Below are 12,490 nucleotides of genomic sequence, written 5' to 3'. Positions count from 1 at the left end.
AATCATGGGTAAAAACGTTGTTGTGCTGGGCACCCAATGGGGTGATGAAGGCAAGGGCAAGATTGTTGACCTGCTGACAGACAAAGTAGCTGCGGTGGTGCGCTTTCAGGGTGGCCATAATGCCGGACACACACTGGTGATCGAGGGCAAGAAAACAGCGCTGCACCTGATCCCTTCCGGTATTCTCAGGAAGAATGTCCAGTGCCTGATTGGCAATGGCGTGGTGTTGTCACCGGAGGCCCTGCTGAAAGAAGTCCGTGAACTGGAAGCCAACGGTGTGGCCGTGCGCGATCGCCTGAAGATCAGCCTGGCCTGCCCGATCATCCTGCGTACCCACGTGCGTATTGATCAGGCCCGCGAGCGCGCCAAGGGTAACGAAAAGATTGGCACCACTGGCCGTGGTATTGGTCCCGCATACGAAGACAAGGTATCACGCCGTGGCGTGCGTCTGGGCGATCTGTGCAATCTGGCAGACTTTGAAGTAAAGCTGCGGGAAATCATGTCTTACCACAACTTCGTGCTGACCGAGTATTTCAAGGAAGAGGCGGAAGACATCGATGCGGCCCTGGCCGAATTGAAGCAGATGGGTGAGGAAATCCTGCCCATGTCTGCAGATGTCACCGATATTCTGCACGACTACCGCAAGCGCGGCGAGAACATCCTGTTCGAAGGTGCTCAGGGCTCTCTGCTGGATATCGATCTGGGTACCTACCCGTACGTTACCTCGTCCAACACCACCGCTGGCGGCACCGCCACGGGCTCCGGTTTTGGCCCGATGTTCCTGGATTACGTGCTGGGCATTACCAAGGCCTACACCACTCGTGTTGGCTCAGGTCCTTTCCCGACCGAGCTGTTTGACGACATGGGCCAGCACCTGGCGGTAAAAGGTAACGAAGTTGGCACCACCACCGGCCGCTCCCGCCGTTGTGGCTGGTTTGATGCGGTGGCCCTGCGCCACGCCATCCAGATCAACAGCGTGTCTGGCATTTGCCTGACCAAACTGGACGTGCTGGACGGCCTGGAAACGGTGAAGGTGTGCGTTGGCTACAAGACACCGAATGGTGAGATTACCCGCCCGCCCATTGGTTGCGATAGCTACAAGGATATTGAACCGGTGTATGAAGAGCTGCCGGGCTGGAGCGAGAGCACGGTAGGCCTGACCACCGTTGACCAGCTGCCAGAGAATGCCAAGGCCTACATCCGCTTCCTGGAGGAGCAGATTGAAGCGCCGATCGATATTATCTCCACGGGCCCTGACCGGGTGGAGACCATCACTCTGCGCCATCCGTTCGGAGAGTAAGCTCGAAGAACAAAAAAACCGCCTTTGGCTGTCACGCCTCAGGCGGTTTTTTTATGTTCGGGTATTACGTCAGGGCTTCTCGGCGATGATGGTTGCGCGCTTGGGTCCCGGATAGCCTTCGATGGTTTTGCTCGAATCGTTCGGGTCGAGAAAATCCGCCAGAGAGTTGAAACGCATCCAGTCCGTCTGCCGTTGTTCCTCGGTGGTGGTGTCGCTGACATCCGCCACCCGCGCATTGCGAAACCCGGTTCTGTCCAGCCAGCGTAAGAGGGTGGGGCAACTGGGTAGGAACCAGACATTGCGCATCTGGCCGTAGCGGTCTTCCGGCATCAGACTGAAGCCTTCCGGACCGTCAACCACCAGGGTTTCCAGTACCAATTCGCCGCCTGGGCGGAGGGTGCCCTTGAGTTCCAGAAGGTGGTCCAGGGGCGAGCGACGGTGGTACAGAACACCCATCGAAAAGGTGGTGTCGAACATCTGCAGGTTGTCCGGTAAGTCCTCCATTCGCACCGGTAGCAGGTCTACCGGAACCTCACCCAGGTAACCCTTGACTGCCAGAAACTGGAACATGAACAGCAGACCGGGGTCGATGCCTACAACGCGGCCGGCGCCAGCCCCGGCCATGCGCCAGCAGTGGTAGCCGGAGCCGCAGCCAACGTCGAGAATGGTTCTGCCCCTGAGGTCTGACAGATGAGGAGCAACCCGGTCCCATTTCCAGTCTGATCGCCATTCGGTGTCTATGTGGGTGCCGAAGAACTCGAATGGGCCTTTTCGCCAGGGCATCAGGCCCCGCAGGCCCTGTTCTAGACTTTCACTCTGCGCCTGGGTCAGTGGGTCGGGAGCCGACAGGGTAATGGCGGAACAGTTCAGGTCAGCGGCAACACCGGGCACCTCGGGTAACAAATCCAGTGCGCTTTGCCAGCGGGGCAGGTCGCCGTGGGGGTTGTCTTCAAACCGGGCAATCAGTTGGCGGGTAAGCCGCTCTGCCCAGGGCTCATGCCCGGACTGTTGCAGGAAGTCGATGAACGGGAGAAAGTGCGCTCGCCAGTCGAAAAGTGCCATGGGGTCGGTTATGTCCTGGGATCAACGGTTCTTGAGGGCCAGTATGGAAACAAAGTTGAAGCACTGATACCAGACCAGTACCTGATCAAAGCCGGCCTGTATCAGCCGGTCACGGTGGGCGGCCAGGGTTTCCGGAATCAATACCTTTTCGATGGCTGCCCGTTTCTGGCTTATTTCCAGGTCGGAGTAGCCGTTGGCGCGCTTGAACTCGTGGTGCAGCCGCGTCTGGATATCCTGCTCGGTTTCCGATTCAAAGCGGATTTTTTCTGACAGGATCAGTACGCCGCCTGGCAGGGTTGCCTTGGCAATCCGGGTAAGCAGGACCAGCCGCTGCTCCGGTGGTACGAACTGCAGGGTAAAGTTCAATGTGGTTACCGAGGCTCGGCTCAGTTCTGTTTCCAGAATGTCCTCGCAGCGCAGGGTAACCGGCAGTTCGTGGTCATCCAGTGCGATGTAGTGCTCGCAACGCTCGATCATGGCGCTGGAGTTGTCGACACCCACCAGGGTGCAGTCGCGGTGAGGAATGCCGTGGCGCATGGCCAGGGTGGAAGCGCCCAGCGAGCAACCCAGATCATAGCAATGGGAGGCTGGTTGTACGTACTGCTCGGTGATCACCTCAATCATCGGGATGATGGTGGTGTAGCCGGGCACCGACCGGCGAATCATGTCGGGAAAGACCCTGGCCACCGAAGCATCGAACCGGAAATCCTCGGGGTTGCGTTCGGTAGCGAACAGACGGTCGGTCAGCTGCTCTGGTGCCCCGGATTTGCCCTTACTCATCGCCGTCCTCTTCAGAACCTGTAGCTGGGGCCAGGTCCGTGGGAGAGGGCCGCTGGCAGCGTACACCCCGGTTCTTGTAATCTACCAGGATGCCCCGAAAGGATGGATCGACATCGGCGGCGATGGCCAGGTAGCCATTCTCGCACACAGCGTGCAGCTCTGAGGACTTTCTGGACATCCGGAAGCTGTCGCCGGGCTGGATATGAATAGCCTTGAAGTCGCCGACCGGCACATGGTCCTTGTGTTCGGTATGGTCAATGCGGCCGGTGGCCTCTAACACCAGGACGGTGCCGATGATGGCGGCTATGCCGGTCACAATAAGGCTGCGGACGGTATAACGGGCTTCGTCGTTATCGCTCATGGGTACCTCGTTGAATGATGATCAGAATTGCCCGGGCAGGCTGATGGCCGGTTCCTGAAGTGCGGAAAGTTGTTCGCGAAGGGCCAGGATCTGGTCTGACCAAAATCTGGGTTGGGCAAACCAGGGGAAGAACCGTGGAAAGGCCGGATCTTCCCAGCGCCGGGCAAGCCAGGCGCAATGGGCGATTTGCCGATAACACCGCAGGGGCTCAATCAGATGTCGTTCCCGGCGGTTGAAGTCCCGGAACATCTCATAGCCTTCGATCAACTCGCCGAGCTGCGCCCCGCGTTCGGAGGCTTCGCCGTTAAGCAGCAGCCACATGTCCTGCACGGCCGGCCCTGTGCGACAGTCATCCAGGTCTACAAACAGCATGGATTCGTCCCGGCACAGAATGTTGCCGGCATGGCAGTCTCCGTGAATTCGCAGGGTATCAACGGTTCCCGCGTCTGCCATACGTTGGCGGCAGCCGGCAATCAGATCCGGGATCAGGCTGTCCCAGGCCGGGCGCAGGTCGTCCGGCACCCAGCCTCCGTTGACCAGCAGCGCATTGTGCTCTTCCAACCCCTGGATCAGGTCAAACCCCGGCCGGTGGTTGAAGGATTTCAGCGCCCCAAGGTTATGGATCTGCCCCAGCCATTGGCCCAGTCGGTACAGCGTGTCTGTGACGCTGGTGTCGGGTGCCTGCCCGCCGCGCTGGGGGAAAACCGCAAACAGAAATGCCTGATGCTGGCCCAGGGTATCGCCCCCGGGCATGACCAACGGCGCGACCACCGGAATGTCGGCTTGTTGCAAGTCCAGCGAGAATTCATGCTCCTCCCGGATCGCGGCTTCGCTCCAGCGACCCGGGCGATAGAACTTGGCAATCACCGGCGGGCCATCGTCGAGCCCTATCTGGTAAACCCGGTTCTCGTAACTGTTCAGGGCGAACAGCCGGCCGCTGACGGCAAAGCCTGCTTCCTCGAGCGCGTCCAGGATCACTTCCGGGGTGAGTTGATCGTAGGGATGTGTGGACGTTGTCAGTTCCGGAGGCTCATGTTGCATAAAATTCAGAAGGCCGTGTTGTATCGGGATTTCATGGATTGCAGATGATACCAGTTTTCGTCCAGTTCCCAGCGAACACGATTGACGCCCGAGGTTGCCAGAATAATATCGCCGGCCCGGGCCTGGACCTGCGCCAACTCACGCTCCGCCCTTTGCCAGTCCCGGTGGGTGTCCGCCAGATGACGCATGCTCGGGAACATCGCAGACAATGCCTGCTGAGTCGAGACCGAGTGGGAGCGCAGCGAGCTGATCACCGCCGTATCCCCTTCCACCCGGAGCACCCTGTGCTGGTATGGGTAACTGGCCACGGTTTTATCGGCCATCAATTGATCGTTCAGGCTGATAACCTCAAACCCTCGCCAGCCAATCCAGCTAACGAACAGCGCGGCAACCACCATAACCGTAATGAACTGCTTCCTGTCTGACATAATCCCTGCTCCGTGCGTCCTGGTACCCGTAGGATGAAGTATAACGGTTCTGGGGTTAGAGGTAATGCAGTCAGCGGTTATCTGCGGTAATTTCCTCGTTTGATATCGATAAATGGTCAGAAATCGTGAGCGAAGAGCGTTTTAGCATACAGACGGTGGTCATTGGCGCCGGCGTGGTTGGCCTTGCCATTGGCCGGCAACTGGCTCTGACCGGCCGGGATGTCCTGGTGCTGGAGGCGGCCTCCCGCTTCGGCGAGGGCATCTCATCCCGCAACAGCGAGGTTATGCACGCTGGAATCTATTATCCCCACGGGTCCCTGAAAGCCCATTGTTGCGTTCGGGGCCGTGAACTGTTGTATGACTACTGTGACAGCCGCAAGGTAGGCCATCGCAAATGCGGCAAGTGGATCATCGCAACCAACCTTGCCCAGACGGACCGCCTTTCCGGCATCCAGGCACAGGCGGCGGGCAATGGCGTCGAATTGCAGCTTCGCGATGGCCGGGACATAACCCGACAACTTTCTGCCATCAACGCCCGGGCCGGTCTGTGGTCTCCGGAAACCGGGATTATCGACAGCCATGGCCTGATGCTATCGCTGTTGGGGGAGCTGGAGGATGCTGGCGGACAACTGGTGTTGAACAGCCCGGTGCTGGCCGCAGAATCCGACGGCGGGAAGCATACCCTGACCCTGGGTGGCAGTCAGCGTGTAAAACTTGAGGCTTCTGAGGTAATCAACGCCGCCGGTTTGGGCGCCCCAAAGCTTGCCCGACAATGGCTGGGCCTGCCCGATGCCGCCAGGCCGAAACAGTGGCTGGCCCGGGGTGTTTATTTCAGCTATGCCGGCAAACACCCCTTCAATACCCTGATTTACCCCTTGCCCGAGCCCGGCGGCCTGGGCGTCCACCTCACCCTGGATCTTGCCAACCAGGCCCGCTTTGGCCCCGACGTGGAGTGGATTCCCGAGGAAGACTACACGGTGAATCCTGACCGGGTGCACGCCTTTGCCGACGGGATCCGGCAATGGTGGCCAGGCCTGGATGCAGACCGACTTCAACCCGCCTATGCCGGTATTCGCCCGAAGCTTACTGGACCCGATGGCGATTTCTTCGATTTCCGCATAGACGGCCCGGCACAACACGGACTGCCCGGCCTGGTTAATCTGTTTGGAATTGAATCACCGGGACTGACATCATGCTTGGCAATAGCCGAAGAGGTGAAACTGCTATTAGACGAGAAAAGTAGGATGTAGGGGAGAACTGCCTTTGGTGGTCGGGGAAACCAACGCAGCCGGTAGTGCAGCGATGAGGTCGCCCTTTCCGGGACTATAAAGGGCCATGGATGGCCCGTCCTAAGCGAGCAGGATGCCTTGAGCGTGTCCCGGAAAGGGCGACCTCATCGCTGCTGACACCAGACAAAGGTCCCCGACCAGTTTCCCGGACCTCCTAGCCAGGAGTCCGAGCCAAAGCCCAAACCTGAATGTCGCCAGCCCCCGCTTCCTTCAACGCAGAAGCAAGAACCCTGACCGTAGCCCCCGTGGTAACCACATCATCAACAATCGCCACCCGCTCCGGCACCACTCCGCGCACCTCAAACACATCCCGCAGATTCTGCAGTCGCGCAGCCCTGTTCAGACTCCGCTGAGCCTTCACCCTTCGCGACCGGCGCACCACCCCGGCCGCGACCGGAATGTCCAGCCGGGCGCCAACAAACTCGGCAATGTCCTGGGCCTGATTAAAGCCCCGTTGCCAGCGCCTGAGCCAGTGCATCGGGGCGGGAATCAGAACATCCGGTTTCTGCTCCGGCTCAAGGTGCTGTTCCAGAAAGCCGGCGAAACCGATTAACAGCGGGCGCGCAAACTTGCGGTGGCCCTGATACTTGTAGCGGCCAATCATGCCATCCACCGGGTACTGGTAGCGCCAGGGAATCAGCGATCGGGAAAAGGGCGGGGGCAGTGTCTGGCATTCGCCGCACCGCATACCCGGTGTGGCAAAGGCCAGGGGCAGGGCGCAACTGTGGCAATGCCAGCGATTGGCCGGCAGGTCGTCCCGGCAGCCAGTGCACAGCCCATGGTGTGCGTGGGGTGACAGGCAGCTGACGCAGCGGCCTCCACTCTGTACGCTGTTAACCTTTCGTTCAATGAAGGTTGACAGCGGGTTCAGTCCGTTTATCATCTCGGTTTATCCGTAAACCAAAAACCTTGCGAAGGTTAACAGGACTTTGCCATGACCGCCACAGCACTCCGTCACGACTGGACACTTCAGGAAGCCCGGGATCTTTTCAATCTGCCGTTCAACGATTTGCTATTCCGGGCCCAGACCGTGCACCGCGAGCACTTTGACCCAAACGAAGTGCAGGTCAGCACCCTGTTGAGCATCAAGACCGGTGCCTGCCCGGAAGACTGCAAGTATTGCCCCCAGAGTGGCCATTACAACACCGGGCTGGAGAAGGAAAAGCTGCTGGAGATTGAGAAGGTGGTGGCGGAAGCCCGGGCGGCGAAGCAGAAAGGGGCTTCCCGGTTCTGTATGGGGGCGGCTTGGCGCAGTCCGTCCAAAAAAGACATGCCTTATGTCCTCGATATGGTAAAGCAGGTTAAATCCCTGGGCATGGAAACCTGCATGACCCTGGGCATGCTGAAGGAAGAAGAAGCACGCGAGCTGGCCGACGCCGGGTTGGATTACTACAACCACAACCTGGATACCTCCGAGAAGTATTACAACCACATCATCACAACCCGCACCTACCAGGACCGCCTGGATACCCTGGATAACGTCCGCAAGGCCGGCATGAAGGTCTGCTGTGGCGGCATCATGGGGATGGGTGAAGACGAAGATGACCGGGTTGGTTTGCTGGTTCAGCTGGCGAATCTGCCGCAGCACCCGGAGAGTGTGCCGGTGAATATGCTGGTGAAGGTGAAGGGTACACCGCTGGAAAATGTTGAAGACCTGGAGCCGTTTGATTTTATCCGGTTGATTGCGGTGGCGCGGATTATGATGCCGGCGTCCCATGTTCGGTTGTCTGCGGGTCGCGAGCAGATGAATGAGCAGATGCAGGCGTTGTGTTTCATGGCGGGTGCCAATTCCATTTTCTATGGAGAGAAGTTGCTGACCACGTCCAATCCTGAGGCGGATGCGGATATGCAGTTGTTCGGCAAGCTGGGGATTCGGCCGGAGCAGCGGGAGCAGTGTGCTACCGAGGAGCAGGAGACTGAGGCGTTGGCCGAGGCGGTGGAGTATGAGGCTACTCGGCACATGTTTTATGACGCTACTCGGGAGTCGGCCTGAGGTTTCTGGTTTTGGGCGTTCTGTGCGGTGCGGGTGAAGGTCGGGTAAGGCTTTCCGAAACACGCTCAAGACGTCCATGTGCGCTTAGGACGGGCCATCCCTGGCCCTTTATAGTTCCGGAAAGCCTTGCCCGACCTTCACGCCAAACGCCGTTCGTGGATTCCGTACAACAGCAGTTGATTTAGGTACTTTTTCTATGCGTGATTTCGCCCTGGAGATTGAACAGCGTAAACGGGACGGTTTGTACCGGTCCCGTCGCCTGGTTTCCGGGCCGCAGAAGCCGGAGTTGGTCGCAGACGGGGCAGAGCTGTTGTCGTTTTGCAGCAACGATTACCTTGGGCTGGCTAATCACCCTGGCAATATCGCCACGCTGCGTGACGCGTTGGCCGAGACCGGGTTGGGTGGGGCGGCTTCTCACCTGGTTTGTGGGCACCATGATGCCCATCATCAGCTGGAGCAGCGGCTGGCGGCGTTTACCCGGCGTAGTTCGGCGTTGTTTTTTTCCACCGGTTACATGGCGAACATGGGTGTGATTTCGGCGTTGGCGGGGCGAGGGGATACGATTTTTTCTGACCGCTTGAATCACGCGTCGATTATTGATGGCTGCATCCTTAGCCGGGCTCGTGTTCGGCGTTATGGCCACGGCGATGTGGCGGCGTTGGAGCGGATGTTGGCGGAGACGTCGGGGCACAAGCTGGTGGTGACCGATGGTGTGTTCAGTATGGACGGTGATATCGCGCCGCTGAAGGAACTTGCCCGGGTGTGTAAGGCCCACGATGCTCTGTTGGTGGTGGACGATGCCCATGGTTTGGGTGTGCTTGGACCCCAGGGGCGGGGCAGTGTGCTTGAGGCCGGGTTGTCTGAGGATGAGGTGCCGGTTTTGATTGGCACTCTTGGCAAGGCAGTGGGTACTAGCGGTGCGTTTGTGGCCGGGCCGGAGGTGTTGATGGATTATCTGGTGCAGAAGGCTCGAACCTACATCTACACCACCGCCATGCCGCCGGCGGTGGCGCTGGCAAGCTGTGCCAGTATTGATCTGATCGAACAGGATGATGCTCGCCGCGCCCATTTGCAGGCATTGATCGCCCGGTTCCGTACCGGGGCGCAGCAGCTGGGTTATCAACTGATGCCGTCGCACACGCCCATCCAGCCCATTATGGTGGGGGATAACCATGCAGCTTTGGCATTGAGCCGTGCGCTGGAGGGGCAGGGCATACTGGTCACTGCCATCCGCCCGCCCACGGTGCCGGAAGGCGAGGCCCGGTTGCGGGTAACCCTGAGCGCCGCGCATTCTGAAGAGCAACTCGATCGATTGCTGCAAGCTTTGGCCCAGTGCCGCTCTCTGTTGCCGGAGCAGGCTGCTCAGGAGCCTGTTGCGGTATGAGCGCCTACAGCGATCTGACGGCAATAACCCGTGCCGAAGGCGGAACCGGCAGTAAAGCCTGCATTGCCCGGGGGTTCGGCGGCGCCAGCCAGACCTACGACAGCGCCTCCCGCCTGCAAAAAGCCATGGGCGACACCATGCTCGCCAACATACCGGAGAACCTGAAGCCGGCAACTGTCCTGGATCTCGGCTGCGGTACCGGCTGGTTCACCCGCAAACTGGCAAGCCAATACCCGAACGCCGCCATCACCGGCGCAGACCTGGCCCCCGGCATGTTGCAGCAGGCTAAAGCCTGCAGCTCCGAGACCATCCGCTGGCTCAACGCAGACGCCGAACAGCTCCCGCTGCCAGACAACAGCACCGACCTGATCTACAGCAACCTGATGATCCAGTGGAGCACCCGACCGGAAGCCGTCTTGGCCGAATGCCAAAGAATCCTCAAACCCGGCGGCATCCTCGCCATCTCCACCTTGCTGGAAGGCACCCTCGAAGAACTCAAGCAAGCCTGGGCCTACGCCGACCCCGGCCAGCCCCATGTAAACCGTTTTACCCGCTATGCGGACTGGAAGCGATTAACCGGCCAGCAGCTCCCTGGTTCCACCTTGGACACGGCAACCCTGGCTTTGCCATATGATTCCCCCATGGCCCTGAACCGGGAACTCAAACACCTCGGCGCCGTGTTCAAAGGCGAAGAGCGCCGCAGAACCATCACCGCCCCGGGACGATTCAAGGCGATGTGTGCTGCTTATCCAAAACAAGGTAATGGCGAGATCATCGCCAGTTATCACGCTGGCTGGTTGTACTGGTCAAAGCCGAGTAATTACGATTTTCAGTGATCGAATAAGGACGGCAATCTTGAAAGTTTGCGGTGAGGGTGTGGTGCGTCTTTCCGGGACTATAGAGGGCCAGGGATGGCCCGATCTAAGCGCACATGGAAGTCTTGAGCGTGTCCCGGAAAGACGCACCACACACTCACCTGGCACCCCAAAAAGATGCAGCAGGAACCCCAGAAAATGGCAAAAAAAACCTACTTCGTAACAGGCACCGACACTGGCGTGGGTAAAACGATCGCTGCTGCTGCCATTCTGGAGGCTGCCCGGCAGCTGGGAAAGCGCACGCTGGCGATGAAACCCATTGCCTCAGGGTGCGAGCAGACCCCGGATGGACTGCGTAATGAAGACGCCCTGATGTTGCAGGCCGCCATTACCGAAGAGCTTCCCTACGATGCCCTCAACCCCATAGCACTGGAGCCGGCCATTGCCCCCCACGTTGCGGCGCAACAGGCGGGCAAGAACATCACGGCCCAGCGCCTTGTGGGCTTTTGCCGTGGCCTGCAGATTCGGCCCGCTGACCTGATGCTGATTGAGGGTGCTGGTGGCTGGCGGGTTCCCCTCAACGATCGGGAAACCTACGCAGCGGTGCCCCGGGAGCTGGGGCTGGATGTGGTAATGGTCGTGCCCCTGAAACTTGGCTGTATTAACCACGCCATGCTCACCGCGGAGGCCATCAGGGCCGATGGTCTGTTCGTGGCAGGCTGGGTAGCCAATCATCCCGAAGAGAATGTCATGAGTTGTGAGCAGGACACCCTTAACTATCTGACAACGCACCTCGGGGCACCATGCCTGGGTGTTTTGCCGTGGTTGGATGGCACTCCGGCTGACCAGTTGCCGAAAGTTCTGGCAAGATTCCTGAATATTCGCCCGTTGATTGAAATTTGACCAAATCTGTGAGTAAATAAGTCAATCTGTTGTCATAGGTGGCCTAGACATGATCAACAACACCCTTTCTCTTGGTATCCAAGGTATCCAGGATGGCATGGCGGGCATGGAAAACGCGGCCCGGAAGATTGCCCGTGGCGGTGTTGACGGCCCTCAGGGTTCTGCTGAGGGTGCGGGTAATCTGGCTGAGCCACTGATTGAAATGACGCTCTACGAGCGCAGTGTCGAGGCGTCCGCACAGGTTGTGAAGACGGCTGACGAAACTCTGGGAACACTCCTGGACATCCGCGCCTGACCCTGACTACTGAGCCGTGAATATCCTTTCCTCGATTCCCCCTGTTTATCCGGTGGTTTCCGGTGCCGCGTCGGCGACTGGCAGCATTCCGCCGAGTGGTGTTTCCTCGACAACGCCCGGTGAAGGCTTCTCTACCGATGCTGATGATCGTACCCGGGGTGTTGAGCAGTCCTCCGACGCCAGATCAGCCTCCCGATTTGTCGATGGTGACGCGGATGCAAAGGCCGACCTGCAGGGGCTCACGGAGGCCGAGCTTAAACAGCTGAGCGAGCTGAAAGCCAGGGACCGGGAAGTTCGGGCCCATGAGGCGGCGCACCAGGCAGTCGGCGGTCAGTACGCCGGAGCTATGTCGTTTACCTATCAGCGCGGCCCTGACGGTGCCCAGTACGCCGTGGGCGGTGAAGTCCCCATCGATGTCTCCCCGGTCGCCGGCGATCCGCAGGCAACTATCGAGAAAATGCGTGTGGTGCGAGCGGCCGCCATGGCGCCGGCACAACCCTCAGCGCAGGATCGTGCGGTGGCGGCCCAGGCCATGCAGACCATGTTACAGGCGCAGTCTGAGCTGGCGGCCGGTGAAGGCGAGCGTGAGCCAACGCCTGGTTCCGAATCGGCTCGGGACGAGACAGCCCAAGGCCAGACCGGCATTGCCCGCCAGGCCGACGAAACCTACCGCAGCGTTTCTGCCATGCAGGGTGCCGAAGGCGTGTTCGGCGAGCCAACGTCTTTATTTGTCTGAATGACCTGACTGTTCCATCTCTCAATCCGTCAGCTCCGGCGGTTTCCCATTGTTGTTGTGGCGGTGTTTTCCGCTTCGGTGAACACACAATGCAACACAATTT

General features: G+C 59.4%; 14 protein-coding genes. 8 read left to right on the top strand and 6 right to left on the bottom strand.

What is annotated here, in order from left to right:
• The first annotated feature begins 4 nt into the window (after window positions 1–4).
• Complete coding sequence (locus ACNSOI_RS13570) at window positions 5–1,300, top strand: adenylosuccinate synthase (protein ID WP_061331573.1); 1,296 nt, start codon at window positions 5–7, stop codon at window positions 1,298–1,300.
• 69 nt (window positions 1,301–1,369) lie between these two features.
• On the opposite strand, the gene cmoB is transcribed toward ACNSOI_RS13570, so the two are convergent.
• From cmoB to ACNSOI_RS13545, 5 genes are read right to left on the bottom strand one after another with little or no spacing between them, the layout of a single operon-like run.
• Window positions 1,370–2,362, bottom strand: a complete 993-nt coding sequence (gene cmoB / locus ACNSOI_RS13565) for a tRNA 5-methoxyuridine(34)/uridine 5-oxyacetic acid(34) synthase CmoB (protein ID WP_286251032.1) — start codon at window positions 2,360–2,362, stop codon at window positions 1,370–1,372.
• 21 nt (window positions 2,363–2,383) lie between these two features.
• Window positions 2,384–3,142 carry a carboxy-S-adenosyl-L-methionine synthase CmoA gene (cmoA, locus tag ACNSOI_RS13560; RefSeq protein WP_420194282.1) on the bottom strand — a complete coding sequence of 253 codons (759 nt, stop codon included), beginning with the start codon at window positions 3,140–3,142 and terminating at the stop codon, window positions 2,384–2,386.
• Window positions 3,135–3,503 carry a hypothetical protein gene (locus tag ACNSOI_RS13555; RefSeq protein WP_058092062.1) on the bottom strand — a complete coding sequence of 123 codons (369 nt, stop codon included), beginning with the start codon at window positions 3,501–3,503 and terminating at the stop codon, window positions 3,135–3,137. The genes cmoA and ACNSOI_RS13555 overlap by 8 nt, the downstream gene beginning before the upstream one ends.
• Before the next feature lie 21 nt (window positions 3,504–3,524).
• A complete protein-coding gene (locus ACNSOI_RS13550; protein WP_061331569.1) occupies window positions 3,525–4,544 on the bottom strand; it encodes a serine/threonine protein kinase in 1,020 nt (339 codons plus the stop codon).
• Window positions 4,545–4,549: 5 nt separating this feature from the next.
• Entirely contained in the window at window positions 4,550–4,972 is a 423-nt protein-coding gene (locus tag ACNSOI_RS13545; protein ID WP_420194281.1) for a hypothetical protein, read from the bottom strand.
• A 125-nt stretch (window positions 4,973–5,097) separates the two neighbouring features.
• Here ACNSOI_RS13545 and ACNSOI_RS13540 point away from each other — a divergent pair, with 125 nt between their 5' ends.
• The gene (locus ACNSOI_RS13540) at window positions 5,098–6,222 is read left to right on the top strand and encodes an NAD(P)/FAD-dependent oxidoreductase (RefSeq protein ID WP_420194280.1); all 1,125 of its coding nucleotides are present in this window, start codon (window positions 5,098–5,100) and stop codon (window positions 6,220–6,222) included.
• Between the two features lie 193 nt (window positions 6,223–6,415).
• On the opposite strand, the gene ACNSOI_RS13535 is transcribed toward ACNSOI_RS13540, so the two are convergent.
• On the bottom strand, window positions 6,416–7,144 hold the full coding sequence (locus ACNSOI_RS13535) for a ComF family protein (protein ID WP_420194279.1): 729 nt from the start codon (window positions 7,142–7,144) through the stop codon (window positions 6,416–6,418).
• Between the two features lie 51 nt (window positions 7,145–7,195).
• Here ACNSOI_RS13535 and bioB point away from each other — a divergent pair, with 51 nt between their 5' ends.
• The 6 genes from bioB to ACNSOI_RS13505 all read left to right on the top strand — a co-directional run bounded on the left by bioB (window position 7,196) and on the right by ACNSOI_RS13505 (window position 12,387).
• Entirely contained in the window at window positions 7,196–8,254 is a 1,059-nt protein-coding gene (gene bioB / locus ACNSOI_RS13530; RefSeq protein ID WP_106694992.1) for a biotin synthase BioB, read from the top strand.
• Between the two features lie 196 nt (window positions 8,255–8,450).
• Window positions 8,451–9,638 carry an 8-amino-7-oxononanoate synthase gene (gene bioF / locus ACNSOI_RS13525; RefSeq protein ID WP_286251022.1) on the top strand — a complete coding sequence of 396 codons (1,188 nt, stop codon included), beginning with the start codon at window positions 8,451–8,453 and terminating at the stop codon, window positions 9,636–9,638.
• Window positions 9,635–10,474, top strand: a complete 840-nt coding sequence (gene bioC, locus ACNSOI_RS13520; RefSeq protein WP_420194278.1) for a malonyl-ACP O-methyltransferase BioC — start codon at window positions 9,635–9,637, stop codon at window positions 10,472–10,474. Before bioF ends, bioC begins: the two co-directional genes overlap by 4 nt.
• 177 nt (window positions 10,475–10,651) lie before the next feature.
• Window positions 10,652–11,356: a dethiobiotin synthase gene (gene bioD / locus ACNSOI_RS13515; protein WP_061331563.1), complete on the top strand. Its 705-nt coding sequence runs from the start codon at window positions 10,652–10,654 to the stop codon at window positions 11,354–11,356.
• Window positions 11,357–11,405: 49 nt separating this feature from the next.
• On the top strand, window positions 11,406–11,651 hold the full coding sequence (locus ACNSOI_RS13510) for a flagellar basal body rod C-terminal domain-containing protein (RefSeq protein WP_072676701.1): 246 nt from the start codon (window positions 11,406–11,408) through the stop codon (window positions 11,649–11,651).
• A 16-nt stretch (window positions 11,652–11,667) separates the two neighbouring features.
• Window positions 11,668–12,387, top strand: a complete 720-nt coding sequence (locus ACNSOI_RS13505) for a putative metalloprotease CJM1_0395 family protein (protein WP_420194277.1) — start codon at window positions 11,668–11,670, stop codon at window positions 12,385–12,387.
• Window positions 12,388–12,490: the final 103 nt, after the last annotated feature.

It is taken from the genome of Marinobacter sp. GH_1 (assembly GCF_048595985.1).
GTDB classification, from domain to species: Bacteria; Pseudomonadota; Gammaproteobacteria; order Pseudomonadales; family Oleiphilaceae; genus Marinobacter; species Marinobacter shengliensis.
This window is presented reverse-complemented; position numbering and strand designations above follow the sequence as displayed.

Excerpts from the sequence above, each read along its gene's own strand:
- bioB (WP_106694992.1), top strand. The coding sequence starts at position 7,196 with ATGACCGCCACAGCACTCCGTCACGACTGGACACTTCAGGAAGCCCGG.
- ACNSOI_RS13555 (WP_058092062.1), bottom strand. The coding sequence starts at position 3,503 with ATGAGCGATAACGACGAAGCCCGTTATACCGTCCGCAGCCTTATTGTG.
- ACNSOI_RS13535 (WP_420194279.1), bottom strand. The coding sequence starts at position 7,144 with ATGATAAACGGACTGAACCCGCTGTCAACCTTCATTGAACGAAAGGTT.
- ACNSOI_RS13570 (WP_061331573.1), top strand. The coding sequence starts at position 5 with ATGGGTAAAAACGTTGTTGTGCTGGGCACCCAATGGGGTGATGAAGGC.
- bioF (WP_286251022.1), top strand. The coding sequence starts at position 8,451 with ATGCGTGATTTCGCCCTGGAGATTGAACAGCGTAAACGGGACGGTTTG.
- cmoB (WP_286251032.1), bottom strand. The coding sequence starts at position 2,362 with ATGGCACTTTTCGACTGGCGAGCGCACTTTCTCCCGTTCATCGACTTC.
- bioD (WP_061331563.1), top strand. The coding sequence starts at position 10,652 with ATGGCAAAAAAAACCTACTTCGTAACAGGCACCGACACTGGCGTGGGT.
- ACNSOI_RS13550 (WP_061331569.1), bottom strand. The coding sequence starts at position 4,544 with ATGCAACATGAGCCTCCGGAACTGACAACGTCCACACATCCCTACGAT.
- bioC (WP_420194278.1), top strand. The coding sequence starts at position 9,635 with ATGAGCGCCTACAGCGATCTGACGGCAATAACCCGTGCCGAAGGCGGA.
- ACNSOI_RS13510 (WP_072676701.1), top strand. The coding sequence starts at position 11,406 with ATGATCAACAACACCCTTTCTCTTGGTATCCAAGGTATCCAGGATGGC.
- cmoA (WP_420194282.1), bottom strand. The coding sequence starts at position 3,142 with ATGAGTAAGGGCAAATCCGGGGCACCAGAGCAGCTGACCGACCGTCTG.
- ACNSOI_RS13545 (WP_420194281.1), bottom strand. The coding sequence starts at position 4,972 with ATGTCAGACAGGAAGCAGTTCATTACGGTTATGGTGGTTGCCGCGCTG.